The 16,433-nt window shown below is 62.5% G+C and carries 15 protein-coding genes; 5 read left to right on the forward strand and 10 right to left on the reverse strand.

Annotated elements, in window-relative coordinates; genetic code table 11:
* Positions 1–20: 20 nt before the first annotated feature.
* Complete coding sequence (locus tag ACSYG9_RS04640) at positions 21–1,589, reverse strand: sugar transferase (protein WP_454841380.1); 1,569 nt, start codon at positions 1,587–1,589, stop codon at positions 21–23.
* A gap of 487 nt (positions 1,590–2,076) precedes the next feature.
* On the opposite strand from ACSYG9_RS04640, the gene ACSYG9_RS04645 reads away from it, so the two are divergent.
* Positions 2,077–2,997 (forward strand): UTP--glucose-1-phosphate uridylyltransferase, encoded by a 921-nt coding sequence (locus ACSYG9_RS04645; RefSeq protein ID WP_454841382.1) that lies wholly within the window; start codon positions 2,077–2,079, stop codon positions 2,995–2,997.
* 104 nt (positions 2,998–3,101) lie between these two features.
* Here ACSYG9_RS04645 and manA read toward each other — a convergent pair whose 3' ends face one another.
* A complete protein-coding gene (manA, locus tag ACSYG9_RS04650; protein ID WP_440127538.1) occupies positions 3,102–4,349 on the reverse strand; it encodes a mannose-6-phosphate isomerase, class I in 1,248 nt (415 codons plus the stop codon).
* Positions 4,350–4,823: 474 nt separating this feature from the next.
* Between manA and ACSYG9_RS04655 the strand changes: the two genes are divergently transcribed.
* Entirely contained in the window at positions 4,824–5,594 is a 771-nt protein-coding gene (locus tag ACSYG9_RS04655) for a helix-turn-helix domain-containing protein (RefSeq protein ID WP_454841384.1), read from the forward strand.
* 346 nt (positions 5,595–5,940) lie between these two features.
* Here ACSYG9_RS04655 and ACSYG9_RS04660 read toward each other — a convergent pair whose 3' ends face one another.
* Entirely contained in the window at positions 5,941–6,417 is a 477-nt protein-coding gene (locus tag ACSYG9_RS04660) for a MarR family winged helix-turn-helix transcriptional regulator (RefSeq protein ID WP_454841386.1), read from the reverse strand.
* A 57-nt stretch (positions 6,418–6,474) separates the two neighbouring features.
* Here ACSYG9_RS04660 and ACSYG9_RS04665 point away from each other — a divergent pair, with 57 nt between their 5' ends.
* The gene (locus ACSYG9_RS04665) at positions 6,475–7,293 is read left to right on the forward strand and encodes an alpha/beta fold hydrolase (RefSeq protein WP_454841388.1); all 819 of its coding nucleotides are present in this window, start codon (positions 6,475–6,477) and stop codon (positions 7,291–7,293) included.
* 36 nt (positions 7,294–7,329) lie between these two features.
* Here ACSYG9_RS04665 and ACSYG9_RS04670 read toward each other — a convergent pair whose 3' ends face one another.
* From ACSYG9_RS04670 to ACSYG9_RS04685, 4 genes are all read right to left on the reverse strand, one after another.
* Positions 7,330–7,809 carry an ATP-binding protein gene (locus tag ACSYG9_RS04670; RefSeq protein WP_454841390.1) on the reverse strand — a complete coding sequence of 160 codons (480 nt, stop codon included), beginning with the start codon at positions 7,807–7,809 and terminating at the stop codon, positions 7,330–7,332.
* A gap of 136 nt (positions 7,810–7,945) precedes the next feature.
* Positions 7,946–8,377 (reverse strand): hypothetical protein, encoded by a 432-nt coding sequence (locus ACSYG9_RS04675; protein ID WP_454841392.1) that lies wholly within the window; start codon positions 8,375–8,377, stop codon positions 7,946–7,948.
* 451 nt (positions 8,378–8,828) lie between these two features.
* Positions 8,829–9,434, reverse strand: a complete 606-nt coding sequence (locus tag ACSYG9_RS04680; protein WP_454841394.1) for a YdeI/OmpD-associated family protein — start codon at positions 9,432–9,434, stop codon at positions 8,829–8,831.
* Positions 9,435–9,484: 50 nt separating this feature from the next.
* Positions 9,485–10,435 (reverse strand): helix-turn-helix transcriptional regulator, encoded by a 951-nt coding sequence (locus ACSYG9_RS04685; protein WP_454841396.1) that lies wholly within the window; start codon positions 10,433–10,435, stop codon positions 9,485–9,487.
* A gap of 103 nt (positions 10,436–10,538) precedes the next feature.
* Between ACSYG9_RS04685 and ACSYG9_RS04690 the strand changes: the two genes are divergently transcribed.
* Positions 10,539–11,006 (forward strand): VOC family protein, encoded by a 468-nt coding sequence (locus tag ACSYG9_RS04690; RefSeq protein WP_454841398.1) that lies wholly within the window; start codon positions 10,539–10,541, stop codon positions 11,004–11,006.
* Between the two features lie 51 nt (positions 11,007–11,057).
* On the opposite strand, the gene ACSYG9_RS04695 is transcribed toward ACSYG9_RS04690, so the two are convergent.
* On the reverse strand, positions 11,058–11,228 hold the full coding sequence (locus tag ACSYG9_RS04695) for a hypothetical protein (RefSeq protein WP_440126036.1): 171 nt from the start codon (positions 11,226–11,228) through the stop codon (positions 11,058–11,060).
* A 1,150-nt stretch (positions 11,229–12,378) separates the two neighbouring features.
* Between ACSYG9_RS04695 and ACSYG9_RS04700 the strand changes: the two genes are divergently transcribed.
* Complete coding sequence (locus ACSYG9_RS04700; RefSeq protein WP_440126037.1) at positions 12,379–13,146, forward strand: hypothetical protein; 768 nt, start codon at positions 12,379–12,381, stop codon at positions 13,144–13,146.
* A gap of 168 nt (positions 13,147–13,314) precedes the next feature.
* On the opposite strand, the gene ACSYG9_RS04705 is transcribed toward ACSYG9_RS04700, so the two are convergent.
* Positions 13,315–14,949 carry an FAD-dependent oxidoreductase gene (locus ACSYG9_RS04705; protein ID WP_440126038.1) on the reverse strand — a complete coding sequence of 545 codons (1,635 nt, stop codon included), beginning with the start codon at positions 14,947–14,949 and terminating at the stop codon, positions 13,315–13,317.
* Entirely contained in the window at positions 14,949–16,427 is a 1,479-nt protein-coding gene (locus ACSYG9_RS04710; RefSeq protein ID WP_454841399.1) for an FAD-dependent oxidoreductase, read from the reverse strand. Before ACSYG9_RS04710 ends, ACSYG9_RS04705 begins: the two co-directional genes overlap by 1 nt.
* Positions 16,428–16,433 lie beyond the last annotated feature (6 nt).

Here is a 16,433-nt window from a genome sequence, read left to right on the forward strand (position 1 = left end):
GGTTGGTTAACGATTCAGAACTAGTAGGCGCCGTCTTTGGCGGCGACCGCTTTGACCGTCTTCCCGATAATCAGTAGGTCAGAGATCATCGACCAGTTTTCGACGTATGACAGGTCAAGTCGGACCGACTCATCCCACGACAGATCTGAGCGTCCGCTGACCTGCCAGAGGCCGGTCACTCCCGGTCGAACAAGAAGACGCCGCTTGACTCGACCGTCGTAGTTCTCGACTTCGCGCCGCAGTGGCGGGCGCGGGCCGACGACACTCATCTCACCGCGCAATACGTTGATGAACTGCGGCAGCTCGTCGATGCTGAAGCGACGAAGCACCCGTCCTACCCTTGTAACGCGCGGATCCTCGCGCATTTTAAATAGCAGGCCAGCGCCTTCGTTTTGCGTCAGCAACGTCTCGACCAATCTGTCTGCGTCCGTCACCATGGACCGGAACTTGATCATTCCGAACGGATTGCTGTCCAGGCCGATTCGCTCAGACCGATAGAACACCGGCCCCTTGCTGTCCAACTTGATCGCTAACGCCACCACCGCGAAGATGGGTGCTAAGACCAAGAGTGCCGCCAAAGAGAATGCCAAATCGAAAATCCGCTTGCCGCTTCGCTTCGCACCGTGATAGCTCGGCTTCTCGACATGAATCAACGGAAGTCCAGCGACCGGGCGCATTTCGAGTCGCGGACTGGATACGTCCACCACTCCGGTAGCGACCACAAGATCGGTGTCGTGCGGCTCTAGCTTCCACACCAGATCCTTGATGCCGTCGTGACCCAAAGTCTCTGTCGCGGTCACTGCCACAGTGTCGGCTCCCGATGCTGCCAGCGCCTCGAGAACCGAGTGCTCGTCTCCAAGAATCGGCACTGCCCGGCCATCCACATCGATCTCATCCCCGACCACACCTGAATATGCAGGGACACACACACCGACAACCTGGTAACCGTCGGTGAACTGTCGATCGAACGTGCGGCTCAGGTGCCGCACTGCTCGCGCGCCGCCTACGACAAGGACAGACGTCGTGAACTCACCCCGGCGACGCTTCCGCGCCACAGCTTTCCGCCACATCCAGCGAGTAATCAGCAACCCCGCTAGACCAACAGGCAACGCAATTGCGAGATACCCTCGGGCAAGCTCCAAGCGGAAGACCAATGCCACGATCGCGATGAAGCCGAACAGCCGGAAAGTGCTGGACACAATGCGCTGGTACTCGTCGTAGCCAGCCCCTATCACTCGACGCGATCGCGTACGAAACACCCGTAGATTCACCAGCCACGCAACTGCCAACCCCACCGAAATCAGGGTGTAGTTGAGTGTGCTGACCGGCTCCATAGTCAGCAAGTTCTCTTGGCCGAATCGCACGACATGTGCCAGCAAGACAGACAGGACAACCACAAGGGCATCCGTCCAGAACAAGCTGCGCACGTATTTGGACTGCCACTCCCACCGCGTCGCGTTCGAGCTTGAACGGTTTGGGACGAGTGTCGGTTTCGTGCTGCTTGCGCCGATTTCCGAAGCGGATTGCCGCTTTTCACCGACCGCGGTCACGACGGGTTCACCCTCATTGTTGTCTCCTCCCCGAGACATGCACTGCGTTCACTTAGTACGGCGCAGTCGAGTTTGCGGCCCTCCCAAGCCACATAACCCCACACTTGCCGCTCGAGCACTCAGGCTCGTCGTTACCTGGACGACTCGGTCTTCTCGCCTCGACATCCCTGGATGAGACTGTAACGTTACTTACCCGGATCGGCAGCTTGGACGCTCGACCAGTTCCGGGGTTCAGGCTTCCCGCGACGTTGCAACTTTTTGGCGGTACTGAAGGGCACAGCATTAGGGCGAGCGTAAGGCCGGAGGCGGAATACGGCTGGCTATCCGACCTTTTCGACGCTGCATCGACTCGCGCACTGCGACAGTCAGGCATAGACTTCGTTCCAACGGAGCCCGTAGGTATGGCGTTCGTCGGCGTAAACATATTGTCGGTGAGATTCATATCACATTAGCCTGCGACGGAAATTGTTTCCGAAACGCGGGGTACCGGACAAAACACACTCGACTGGGGAGGCGAGGTTCCACAATGGAAGGAAACGCGGGGGTGCACAAGGCATTCCGCACGGCGGTAGTACCGGCAGCTGGAATGGGGACTCGATTCTTGCCTGCCACCAAGACCGTCCCGAAAGAGCTCTTGCCGGTGGTCGATACCCCCGGCATCGAGTTGGTCGCCTGTGAAGCTGCAGACTCGGGGGCATCACGACTATTGATTGTCACCGCGCCAGGGAAAGGTGGCGTCGTAGCCCATTTCGTCGATGATCTCGTGCTCGAGAACCACCTGGAGGCCAAGGGCAAGCACCGGCTGCTCGAGAAGGTTCGTCGCGCCCCTAACCTGCTTGAAGTCGAATCCGTCATTCAGGACCGCCCACTGGGCCTCGGCCACGCGGTCGGGTGTGCCGAGCAATCGTTGACGGACGACGAGGACGCGTTCGCCGTCCTGCTTCCCGACGACCTCGTCCACCCCTCAGGAATTCTGGAAACGATGGCGAGTGTCCGCGCCCAACACGGTGGCACCGTGCTGTGCGCGATCGACGTCCCGAAGGGCCAGGTGAGCTCTTACGGGATCTTCCACGTCGAAGAGGTCGCCGGTATCGCCGATCCGGATGTAATGAAGGTGCTCGGCATGGTTGAGAAGCCGCAGCTCGCCGACGCACCCTCCACGTTGGCGGCAGCCGGCCGTTATCTGCTCGATCGGCAGATCTTCGATGCACTTCGTCGTATCAAGCCGGGCGCCGGTGGAGAATTGCAGCTGACAGATGCCATCGCTCTGATGATCGAGGAAGGCCATCCGGTCCATGTCGTCGTGCATCGCGGGACAAGGCACGACCTCGGCAACCCCGGCGGTTATCTCCGTGCCGCCGTCGACACAGCACTCGACAGCGATGAGTACGGGCCCGATCTACGGAAGTGGCTTTCCGAGCGTCTGGAAATGAACAACAAGGGCTAATGCTCGCAGTCCCGAGGAGTCAAGCGTTCCCCGGGTCAATATGATCCGGGGAACGCTCTCGTTCATATTCCAGGCTGTGTCGGACTCGTTCACAATACGGTTCATCAGCTGCCGGCAGCGATGAACACCTGCGAATCTGCGCCGACCGAAGCAAAACCAACCGTCGCGCCGGCCGGTACCCAGATCGATTCGCCCTGCGCCACCACAAACTCGGGCTGAGAGCCGATGACCTCTGCGTTTTCGATCGTGATCCTGCACGTACCCTTCGTGCACAGGAGAATCTGAGGACCACGTGCATAGTTCCGCGCCCCGTCGGATCCCACAGCACGGCCCCCGTCGATTTCGACACGTCGCAATCGAAACTCCGGCGCGGGCGTGGGGTAATGCAAGATCTCCGCGTTCCACGACGAATCCGCAAGCGGGTCCGCTCGCACGATCGGGGGCGCTATGGGATCGAACCGGAGCACGCGCATCAACTCGTCGCGGTCGATTTTCTTTTCGGTCATCCCCCCGCGTAATACATTGTCGGAGTTCGCCATAATTTCTATGCCCGTGCCGCGCACGTATGCGTGCAAATGTCCAGCATCGAGGTAGATCCCCTCGCCTGGATTCAGTGTCAGGCGGTTCAGAAGCAGGGCCGCAAGCACACCCGAATCACCCGGATACTGTTCTGCCAGGTCGATCAACGTTTGGACTTCGTCCACAAAGTCGCCCGCCGGACGCTCATCAAGGTATCTCTCGCAGCCCTCTACCAGTGCCGATAGCAAGGCGGCAGCGTCTGACTCGCCCAGCTTCAGCCACTTTTCGAACACGTCGCGTAACCCACCGACCAACAGTTCCTCTGCGAAATCCACAAGCGCCGATACACGGAGGTCCCTGATCAAGGCAACGGTCGTATGTACGTCACGAAAACCCGCCAGGGCGTGAAATTCTGTGAGCGCAACGAGGAGCTCCGGCTTATGATTGTCGTCGCGATAATTCCGCACGGGCGAATCGACCGGGATGCCGGCCGCGTTTTCGCTTGCAAAACCTGCGCGTGCCTGCTCGAGCGTCGGGTGTGCTTGCAACGACAGCGCAGACTCGGCTGCCAATACTTTGAACAAGAACGGCAGCTGTTCACCGAATCGCGACAGGGATTCAGGTCCCAGGGCTGCCTTCGGTGACCGCGAAATCGCTTCGGCCAGCGAGACGCCACACTGCAGTACCGAAGGCCCGTTCGGATGCGCGCCCAGCCAAAGTTCGGCCTCGGGTTCTTCACTCGGAGACGTTCTTCCCGTCAAATCTGCGATGGCAGTTCGAGATCCCCAGGAATACGGCTGGACAATGCCGTGTAAGCGCTGTGCACAATGCAGCACGTCGCCGGAAACCTCGTCCGATTCTCCAACGGTGTTCGTTCTGACGCTACTGATTTCGATCGTCTCCCCTCGGCGTCGGATACATCCATCTTGCGTGGGTGCTGGCCGACCGACCTGATTTTCCGAATCTTTCGCGACACCATGCGGTTCGCGCGCCGGACGTGGTAGCTGCCTCTGCACGTCTAGGGGAGGATTCTGTGCAGACGCTGCTCGTTCGGCTCAGCGGCGACAGCCTCATGCTGCCCATGCTCGAGAAGATCCTATGTGCCCCGTTGCACCATCGCGAGCCGAACGGATATGAGCAAATCGTTGACGCCCGCCGCCGCCGGTGCCAAGATGATCAACTACGCGCACGAACACGTGTGCGAACAACTGAACAGAAGGCCCGCCGCGACTGGCATCGCGACGGGCCGGATGTCCGACTGTATAGGAGTCGAACATGCGTCAGCATACCTATGCGCAGGTGTCATCGTGAGTATCGAAGCGATCGCCTGGGCACTCAAATACGCTGCTATCCCCTCCCCCACTCCACCCGGCATGCCGTCTGCGCCGGCATTGACCTTGGTGCTCCTCGGATTGGCGAACCACGCCTCACGACAGGGCGAAGGCGCGTACCCGTCGGTGCGCACCCTCGCCGGGTACGCCCGAATGAGCGAACGCCAAGTGCAACGCTGCCTCGGCGCACTCGTCGAACTCAGGATCATCGGCCTCGGCGATCAGCGGCAGGTTGCGGCCACTATCTCCCGTGAGGATCGTCGTCCCATCTGCTACAACATCCGCATGTCGCGGCGTGGCGGGCGGTCCAACGGCGTCGCAAGCCCGGTTCACCGGCAGCCAGGCAGATCGCGTGTCGAGCTCGAGCACCATGCGGCCGCCGTCGAGGTTTTCGGTGAGGCCCAGTCCGGCATCACCATGACCGATGATGCGTTCACCTCGCGCAAGTCCTGGACGACGGACATCAGCATCGACCATCAGGGGGAGACGGTGGTGATCGAGTATGACGGCGCCTACTGGCATCGCGCGGACGCGAAGATCCTCGTCGACCAACGAAAAAGCCTGGATCTGCTTGCTGCAGGGTACGTGGTGGTCCGTCTGAGGGAATTCGATCTGCCCGCCCTCGAGATCGAGCACCCGCGGTACCGGGAGATTCGGGTGTATCCGGCGGCGCCGCGCCCCCGCGTGGTCATGGAAGACATTCGCAACTGGATCGACGATCTACCAGACGATCTACTAACTGGCTGACCTCACGCGGCTGTCAATCTCAACCGCGCTGGCGGTGCCACGACCGCCGTATGAACTGGGATATCGCATTCGGCATCGGCGCAGTGGAGTGGCTGATCGAACGTTACAGCGGAGTTCTGGCACCGCTGTAACGTTCGATCGTCGCGGCAGCGGGTGGCCTGGCACGTCGTGGATGCCGATCCACCTTCAAAGCGGCGTTTTCAGCACCCTCGCCCTCAGGTCCATTCCGTCGAGGTACACGGTCAGCAACTCTGAGATTATCGCCATGGAGCGGCTTTCCGATCAAAAGTGCACATCAGGCACCTGCGTCGCCGGTGCACTGATTCGATGCAGGAGTGATGCTGCGTTACCCGGAGCGACCGTCCAGATCGACATCGACGAATGGCTCACCCAGGTGCCGCAACACTCGCAGGCACGTGTCGATATCGGTGTCCGTGAGGTTCCCACCCACTCCTTCCAGCACAGCATGTTCGCGGTCGAGGGTCGACGCCATCGCCGCTCGCCCCTTCTCCGTCAGACCGATCAGCGGCGAGCGCTGATGACGTGGGTTTTCGAGGGTTTCGACGAACTCGTGCGTAAGAGCGTCGTTGACCATCCGCTGAATGAACTGCCGGCTCGTTGCCAAAGCCCGCCCCATCTGCGGCACGGTCATCGGCTCGTGCGCGGTGAGCAGATCACACACCGCGCGCACGCCGACCGACATCCCCGGCGGTAGCGCGTCCTGCTCGAGCCTGCGATAGACGCGTCGGTACAGAACCCCGACTTGAGCAAATACCTCCATCAATCGCGGTGCCAATTCGTCTGGTGCCAAGGACTCGTCCACGACCCCATCATGACACCTGGGTTGCCGAAACACGCCCACTATGACAACTTGGTTGTCATGTTTGCGGCGGACGATTCCTTCACCTTCGACACCGACGACGGCGCTCTGGCGTATCGCGACACCCACGGCGAAGGCCCACCCGTGGTACTCCTGCACGCCGGCTTCCTGGACTCCACCATGTTCGAACCACAACTGTCGGCGTTGAACCGATACCGGGTAATCGCTCCCGATGCCCGCGGACACGGCAACTCCGCCAACGCCACCCGCCCCTTCCGGCAAGCCGACGATGTCGCAGCACTCCTCCATCACCTCGGCCTGCCGTCCGCCGTACTCGTCGGCGTGTCAATGGGTGCCATGATCGCGATCGAAACCGCGGTAGAGCATCCGGCACTGGTCGCAGGGTTGGTGGTCGGCGGTCGCGGACTCGGTGAACCTCAGTACCGAGACCCGTGGTCGCAACGTGTCGCGCACGCCCAAGAAGCCGCACTGGCACGCGGAGATATGGCCGCGTGGATGGATGCGTTCACCTCGTGGGCTGCAGGCCCCACCCGTGCCCTCCAAGAGGTCGACCAAGGTATCGTCAACAAACTACGACAAGCGGCGACTCGAACGCTCTCCAAACACACTGCCCCCGAACCTGATTACCTTCTTCCGGTTTCCGATCTCGCATTTCGCGCACGAACGATCGACGTTCCGGTCTTCGCCATAGACGGCGCCCTCGACTCACCGGACCTGACAGCAACCGTGGACCGGTTCCTCGACGCGATACCTCATGCTCGCAGCGCCGCACTCGACCATGCGGCGCACTACCCGAACATGGAACAACCGGCCGCCTACAACGCGCTCGTCGAGAGCTTCATCGACCGGATTCACTGAACCGAAGGCAGCGGTAAATCTCCGGGCCCAACGTCGTCAGTACGCTTGCGGCTCGAGATGCCACAGCATCGACATCGTCGTTCCGGTGGCGCTCTTGTGCACAGCGTTGTCGGCGGTGAGCTTGTCGATCAGCGCGAGGCCGTGTCCGTGTGCGTCCAGGTGAGCGGGCGGGATGCGCCACCGCCCGTGATCTCGGACGAGCACAGTCAGCCGTTGATATGCACGTTGCATCGTTGCGTGCAGCTCGATGGGGCCTGCTTGGTCGAGGTAGGCGTGTTCGAAAGCGTTGACCACCGCCTCGCCGGTGGCAGACAGCACTGCGGCGCACATCGGATCCGACCCGATCACAGAGTCGAGCCATCGCCCGAACTCGTGGCGCACGATCGACATCTCGGAGTTCTGTGCGTGGTCGAGCCGTCGAACGAATTCGACTCCGGTGGCGATGCTGTGCATGTGGTGTGCGCTCTCCTGATCGTCATGCCCGGATCCCCAATGGATCCGGGCACGTACGCTCACATACCCGCTGTCTGGAATTTCATGCGCAACCTTCGATGATCAACTCGAGAAGCGGACCCTGACGACCGATCCCGGCAACCTGAACCCGGGCCGCGCGTGCAATACCGAAGACCGTGCTCAGCAAGCAAGGCCCCAGTCACGACGCGATCGCGTAGTTGAATCCGCCGTAGCTGTCGCGACTTTCTTCCCTGGCGATGAGGGTGTACTGCGGTGATACGCCGGAGCTTCCCGAGAACAAGGGATAGTGGACCTCGTAGATCGCGGCGTAGACGTAGCTCGAGTGATCGTTGTCGATCGAAGACCAGACGAAGGAGTCGGGCTCGATGCCGACCTCGAAAGCCGCACAATAGAGATTCGAGTCGGTCTTGTTGTTCAGGCTTACGACTTTGTCGACCATGCCGTACCGGTCGTAGTAGGTGATGTTGTTGGCGTGCTGGTTCGCACTGCAGAACACATACTTGGCCGTACTGCTGGAGATGGTCGCGGCCTGCACTGCCGGCGCGGTGAGCACAGCCGCTCCCGCAGCGAGTGTGGCAGCGCCAGCGAGAGCCGCAATCAACTTCTTCATGGGGTCATACTCCTTGTATCTACTGTTTCGAGAAACGTCACATCCACTCGCTTGCCGACTGCGGACCGCCATCGGACGAGACAGTGGCAGTGGCAGTGGGGTTCAGCAAAGCTCTTCGGCGGTGACGCGGATTGGAACCACAAGTCGGCGACGAGCAGTTCCGATCAAGAATCGTGATGGGTGGTGACGACAGCGGAAAGTCGGCTCAGTGGGAGTACCTTTGCCGCCCAGGCGAGTCCAGTGCGAGCACATGGCCCCGTCTCGGTAATGGTCGCGTCGTCACTTCCGCAGATTACTTCGTCGCATCGGCAGAATACGAATTGCCCCAGGCAATGTCATCCGAATGAATGACATAGCGAAGTCCTGATGTGCCGCAGTCGGGCACTGAGGTGTTTATCCCAGGAGTCCGGCCCCACTGCTGGCCACCACATCGATTGGCGCCCTCAGCGAACTAGCGAGACTCCACATCATCGACTCCGGTTGCATCTGCTCTCTCTTCAACGTCTGCAACGAATTTCGCGATCCGTCGAGCTCGGCTGGAAGCGCTGTTCGCAATGAGAACGTGGTGGATGATCGCAAAGCGACGACCACGATCCAGCTCAGCAAACCGCTTCGCCGCGGTGGGTGAGCACTCCAACGCCGATGCGAGGTCAGCAGGCACCTCGGCCGCGGCCGGGCCAGGGTACGCCCGCTCCCAGCGACCGTCGGCTTTCGCACGGTCCACCTCGGCATGTCCGCGAGCCCGCATCCTTCCTGACGCAATCAGAGCGCCGACGATCTTCACGTTCCGTTGCGACCAGATCGAGCGGGCACGCCGTGGGGTGAAGAGCTGCTGGAATGTGGAGTCGTCGATTGCATTGCGTCGCCCATCGATCCAGCCGCTGCAGAGGGCCTCCTCCAGCGCTTCGGCATAGGACAACGACGTCGGAACCGTCGTGCCTTTCTTCGCCAACACCAGCCGCACCCCGTCGACCGAATCCTCGTGCGCGTCCAGCCACGCTCGCCAAGCAGCCGCATCAGCAACGACCAGCCGTGGCGGCAATTCTCTGTCATCCATGACGGATACCGTCCCATCCATCGCGGTCAGTTCTTGACCTCATTCGGTAGTCACTTCGGCGCCGCCGTCGCCGCATCGAGTCGTCGCGCAAGCGGACCTACGGCCTCCCGCAGCTGTTCAGGACCGACGACGGTGAAGGGGGCATCGAAGCGCAGCACGAAGGCGAGCAGGCCGGTCCAGGACCAAGACCCGACCACGATCCGACACGACCGATCTGTCAATTCTTCTACCTCGCCATCGACGATCCAGGGTGCCACTTCGCTGACCGGTAGGTCTATGACGATCTCGCCGGTACACGGCCATTGATTCTCCGTCTCTGCCCCTTTCATCCTTGCTTCGAGGAACGAGCGCGCGTCCGGTGTAGGAAGAGGCCGGGGAGCGAATGGGCCGCCACCGGGTATTCGAGGAACGAGACGGTCCAGGCGGAGGATCCGCCAGTCGTCTCGATCGAGATCCCAGGCGAGGAGATACCAGCGCCCCCTCCTCGCGACGAGTGCGTGTGGTTCGGCCCGACGCGGTGGGCAGTCTATGTTGCCGTAGTCGAATCGCAGGATGCGCTGATCGCGAATCGACGTGCTCACCGCTTCCAGAACCTTGGGATCCACGCGAATGGCCTGCTCCGTAGCGGTGAATTGGATGCCGTCGGCCCTGTGGCGGAGCCGTGACGGCATTACCTGCCGCACGGTTGCCAGCGCTCGTGCTGAAGCATCGGCGATATCTATGCCACTGGAAGCGACTCCTTGCAATGCGACAGCGATCGCCACAGCCTGTTCATCGTCGAACAGCAAGGGCGGGAGTTCCGATCCCGCAACCAGCCGGTATCCGCCGTCCGGTCCCTTCGTCGACCCGATCTTGTAGCCGAGGTCGCGCAGCCTGCCCACGTCTCGCCGCACCGTACGAGGGGTGACGCTGAGCCGTGCTGCCAACACATGCCCAGGCCAGCTTCGCCGCGTCTGCAGCAAGGACAAGAGCGCGAGCATTCGCGATGAACTTCCAACCATGGAAAGAGTGTGCTCCGAATAAGGGACCTCCCCTGTCCTCTAGTGCCGCGATCGTGGATCCGCGGCACAAACGCCGCTGAGAATCAGCAGCAAAGGACGAAGCATGGGTATCAAGACCACGACTCACCTCAACTTCCGAGGCACCGCACGGGAAGCGCTCGGCTTCTACCAGAAGGTCTTCGGCGGGCAGATCGTCGCCACGACCTACGGTGACGTCGGCATGCCCAAGGAACTTCCCGGCGCCGACAAGATTGTTTTCGGGGAGGTCGAGAACGAGGACGGTTTCCGCATCATGGCCTACGACATCCCCGGCAAGGACGATGCGGACATCACCGAAATCGCCGGGCACACACGCCGCGAGAACGGCGCCACCATCACTGACCGGACCTTCTTCCAGTCCGTCCGCGGCGAGACGCTCGACGAGATCCGGTCGTACTGGGACGCGCTATCGGACGGCGCCGAGATCATCGAACCGCTGGCCGAGTCGGCGTGGAGTCCCGGATTCGGCATGCTCACCGACCGCTTCGGAGTTACCTGGGTGCTGGACGTGCAGGCTTCCTACACGAGCTGACCCGCGCAGCGAGTTGGGCTCGCAGACGGCATGTCTGCGAGCCCAACGTCCTCAGTACGCACCCTCGCGCGCGAGGACGGCCTTCACGGTCTTCACGATGATCAGCACATCGGTCACCATGGGGATAGCCCCTGCGTGGTGGACACGCTGAGACTGGCCCATACTGGGCCGGAGAATGCAGGACATCACCATGACGAAGAAGAAGTACTCGGATGAGTTCAAGTCGATGCTGTCCGACTTTACTAGACTCGTCCGGATGCGTCGTACTCGACGTTGGCCGCGGATCTGGGAGTCGCTCGGGGGTCGTTGAAGACATGGGTGCACCAGGCGCGGAAGAAGGCCGCGTCGGCGCAGTCCGAGGCCACGCCAGACTGCGGGGCCTCCGAGACGCCGCAGGAGCAACTCGGGCGCATACAAGCCGAGATCGAGCAGTCCGGGCGCGCAACCAGGCTCTGGCCGCAGCAAACGACAAGCTCAGCGAGGCGCGGGACATCCTGCGCAAGGCCACGAAGTATTTCGCGGCAGAGACGTGCGCCACGAGGCGCTGGGTTGGTCGAGAGGTGTTGAGAGACCGCTTCCCTCGGGTCGTCGCAGCAGCCTGAGGAAGCTGGGGCAGCCCTTGCCGGGGAACGCCGGTCAGGGGTGGCAAGCGGCCCCGACGAAGGTGAGTCGCGCCGGAACTGCCAGACGGTGCGGGCTCGCTCAGCAAAGTCAGAAGGTACAGCGCGAGTGAACCAGTGGTGGAAGCTCCGTAGCAGCGAAGCCGGCTCAAACCTGGTGGATATCGGGCCGGTATGCAGCGCACGAGAATCGGGCCATTCGACCCGGATCTCGACTCCGAAGCCGTGTGCCTCGAACGGTCAGGAGGCCGCGCCGAAGGTCTGCCGCGTAAGCGCGGCGATGCTGCCGGAGTACAGCTTGGGTGTGCTTCCCTGACCGATCGATCACCCGGTGAACGTGGGAACCACCTTGTATGTGTGTCTATCTCGCCCGGGCAGCCGGTCCGGGTGGGTGGAAGGTTCGTGTCCGTCCGAGCAATACAAGGTGGGGCGGAGGCCCCGTAGTAGTCGCGGGCGTGACGACCCGCTTGTAGAGGTCGCGAGAGGCGACCACAGGGCGAAGGGGCCAACCAGACATGCAGTGGAGGAACTGGAAGGTCAGGAGGGAAGGTCGCCGGTGAATACCGACGAACTCGAGCACGTCCTGTCTGGGGTCGAGCGACGGATACTGAAGATCCAGACGAAGCTGCACCGTGAGCTCGCGATGATCCTCATCGCAGGTTCGACGACCTGTTCAATCTCGTTGCAGATCCGCCGTTCTTGTTGATGGCGTCGGGTCGGGTGAGCGGGAACAAAGGTGCCGGCTGCAAGCGATGTCCATCAGCATTGCGAACACCGGCGTCGGTGTCGTCACTGTGGCCGCACCGTTGATCTCGGGCTTCATGTTGGACCGCACCGACGTGTCCGCGGTGTTCTGGTTCTCCTTCGCACCGTGCGCCGTCGGCGGCCTGCTCACCCTGTTCTTCGTCCCGGAAGCACCTCTGCGCGCGAAGGTTTCCGTCGACTGGATCGGCGCCTTCCTGCTGACCGTTGCACTGTTCACCATCATGCTTGCGCTGTCCCTCGGTGCGGGTTGGGGCTGGCTGAGCGCCAAGACACTCGGCACCCTGACCGTCACTGTCATACTCGCGCTCGCCTGGGTGATGTGGGAGCGTCGCTGCGCCGAACCGCTCATCAGCATCGACATCCTTGCGAGCCGCAAGGTCGGTATCACGCTGCTTGCGGGTGGTAACGACTACAGCGCAACAACACTCATCGCAACACTGATTCCGATCCCGCTTCAGACACCGAAGGATACCGCCGACTACGGCTTCGGCCTGTCTGCCACCGACATGGCGCTGTGGATGTCGCGGCGGCCTGCTGATCCTATTGGGTGGAGTGTTCGTAGGCTCCACCGCCAAGCGGATCGGATTCCGCCAACACCTCATCGGCGGGTCCATCCTGATTGCCCTCGGCGCCGCTCTGCTGGCCACCACCCCCGACCAGGCGTGGCAGATCGTGTTCGGCTACGGCCTCATCGGATTCGGCTCGATGATCTACGCCGCCATCCCCAACCTGGTGATGATGGCACTGCCGCTTGACCAGCGTGCCATCGGCGCCAACTTCACCGGTCGCAGTCGATGTTCGGCGGCATGTTGTCGTCGGTCGGCTTCGCCTTCCTGGCGCAGAACTGACTGCGCTGCAGTTTCAGCGGAGGATCGCGTGACGGCGGCGCGATCCGCCAGGGCTCATCACACGTCATGCCGCCGTCAGTCGCGCCATCGTTCCGGCGCTGCAGCGGCGTGCTGTCCCGCCAGGAACCCGAACGTCATCGCCATGGCAATCGGTGAGCCACCCGAAGGATAGAGATACCCGAACACACCAGCGGCCACGGTTCCAGCCGCGTACAACCCCGGTAGCGGCATCCCGTCGTAACGCAGGACCTCTCCGCGACCACTGATCCGCGGGCCACCGGTAGTGCTCAACATCCCCGGGTACAACCGGAGCGCATAGTAGGGCGCCGACCCGACCGGCCCCAGCGAACGTCGGCCGAACTCCGGATCTGCGCCGCGCTCGGCCAGCCCGTTGTACTCCGCAATCGTTGCCGCCAACGTCGCGGGATCCACGTTGAGTTTTCCGGCAAGCTCCTCGACAGTGGCCGAAGGGTGCAGCCACGCAGGGGTGGGATCGCCGGGAGCCACGGAGAGCACGGCCACCTGCGACCGCGCCGTGGCATCGAAGATCAGCCAGGCTGCACCGAGGTTGGGCAGGCCCGGACCTTGGGTACTGAAATTGCCGAACGCCTTTGGGAAGTCGTTGTACCGAGTGTGTTCGTTGAGAAACCTCTTTCCGCGCCCGTTGATGATCAACGTCGCAGGATGAGACCGGATCGGCAGCCCGGCCTGACCTGCCTGAACGGCCGGCGAGCCGCCGTCGTCCGACGTGGGGTCGTAAGCGACAGCAGTGCCGAAGTAGGAACGCATGTTCGCCACCGCGGCCCCGGCCTCCAGAGCCATCTGCAGTCCGTCGCCGGTGTTGGTAGCCGCGCTCACCGGCACGATGTCGTACCCGATGAAGCCGCGCACCATTTCGCTGTCCCACTCGAATCCGCCGCTGGCCAGCACCACAGCACGTCGAGCACCGATGCTCACACCACCACTGCGGACGCCGACCACCTCGTCGTCCGCGACGACCAAGCCGTCGACTGGGCTGGAACGCCGGATCACGACGCCGCGATCTACGAGGCCACGGAGCAACCGCGCAACCAGTGCGACACCTTTGACGCGCACGTCGTCGGCTTTCCGCTGCGCGACGAGTGCTACCAGCTGCTGAGGATCCTGCGCGGTCCGCTCCTGTCCGTGAGTAGTCCGCTCTCCCAGTATGTTCAACGTCGAACGCACCGGAAGTACGTCCGCGTAGTCCGGCAGTTCGGTCCGAACGGGGAACGGCAGCGCCTCCACCGCGCGTCCTCCTGCAGTCCGTCCCGGTAGATCTTCGAGGTGCAGGTAGTAGTCGGGGAAGCCCGGGATCGCGGCCACCTCCAGCGGAGTGTGTTCTTCCAGGTAGGCCAACATCTGTGGCGCCGTGGTGACGAAGAGTTCGATCAATGCAGGATCCGGTGCGTCGTCACCGCACAGAGCCCTGATGTAGGCGAGTGCGTCGGCTTCGGAGTCGGTACCGCCCAGCTCACCGACGTGGCTGTTCGCCGGGATCCATGCGGCGCCGCCCGAGAGCGCCGTCGTGCCGCCCAGTTGATCGCTCTTTTCCAGCAACAACACCGAAGCTCCACCGTCTGCGGCAAGAACCGCAGCAACCAATCCGGCCGCACCACTCCCGACGACAACGACGTCGAACACTTCTCGCCACGGATGGGTTGCCCCATCGTCGCTCACATGGTTGCGCATCAGTGGCTCTCCTCGGCCGATTGGATCTGTGGTCGCGCATGCGCCGCCGCAGCCCCCGCACGGCGACCGAAGAAGGTGCAGTCACCCAGAGACGCGCCGCTCACGTACCCGGTGGCGGGAATTCCGGAGGTGATTCGGCCTGCCGCATAGAGACCGGGCACAGGTACATCGTGGTGGTCCAGAACCTCCCCGTCGACGGTGGTCTTGAGACCGCCGAGCGTGAACGTACGGAATCGACGCCGCGCATCGATAGCCGCAAATGGCGGACGTAGCGGTCCGAGCCACCGCACGGCCTTGCCGTACAACTCGTCATGACCGGCCTCGGCGGCACGGTTGTACGCCGCGACCGTCTCGGCGAGGGCATCCGGTGGCAGCCCGGTTTCTGCCGCGAGTTCCTCCACGGTCTCTGCGACGTGATCGGGTTGTACCGGGCCTCGGAATTCCTCTGCGCTGTCGAAGATTCTCTCGTCGAAGATCAACCACACGCGGCCGTCCTGGCGGAAGAGACCGTGCTGTCCGACTCTGCCGAGATACGAATCTTCGTTGATGAATCGTTGGGCGGCGGAGTTCACCAACAGACCAGGCTTGACCAGTGCAGGAGGAAGCGAGAACGCTGCCTCACCTGCATTCATCCGTACCGTTGCAGCGCCGGCTACCATCGCCGCCCGGAGCACGGATCCGTCGTTCTCCTCCACACCCAGTTTGTCTGTGCCTACCAGCGCCGGCGCGTGGTCGGCAAGCATATGTTCGTTGTAGATGAAACCACCGGCCGCCAACACCACCCCGCGACGGGCCGCGAGGTAGCGGTCTTCTCCGAACCTGCGGGCGACGACTCCGACCACAGTCCCCCGATCGTCGATGACGAGGTGCCGGACTCTGGTGTTGTTGCTCTGCTCGACACCGAGTTCGGCTGCACGTCGCGAGAGCACGTCCATCAGCAGAAGTCCCCCGGCGCTACCGTGCCGCGACGCCGTCGGCGAGGCGGGGCAATGACCGCGAGGGACCGGAACCGCGACAGTGTCGTACGGTGCGGCGTCTTCCCCTCCGGAGAACATCAGACCGTCGTCGGTCCACGGCTCCGCGGTGGGAGCCTGCCAGAAGGCCGGCTTGAACGGCACACCACATTCGACGAGCCAGTCGTAATGCGCCACACTGCCCTCGCAGTACAGACGGACCTTCTCTTCGTCCACATGGGGCCCGCAGGCCGCGATCAGGAAGCGGGCCATCTCCTCGGGCGAATCCTCGAACCCGCACGCAGTCTGCAGATCGGTGCCGCCACCGAGATAGATGAGGCCACCCGACATCGCGGAGGTGCCGCCGGGGCCACCGGCGGCTTCCAACGCAAGCACCTCGGCGCCTGCGGTGCGTGCCTCGATCGCGGCAGAGACACCTGCGGCACCACACCCCACGACGATCACATCGACCTGACGGTCCCAGGACTTGACCTCGGAACTCTTCACGGCTGCACTGTTGTTCACCGGACT

This window comes from Rhodococcus sp. SJ-2 (genome assembly GCF_053750035.1).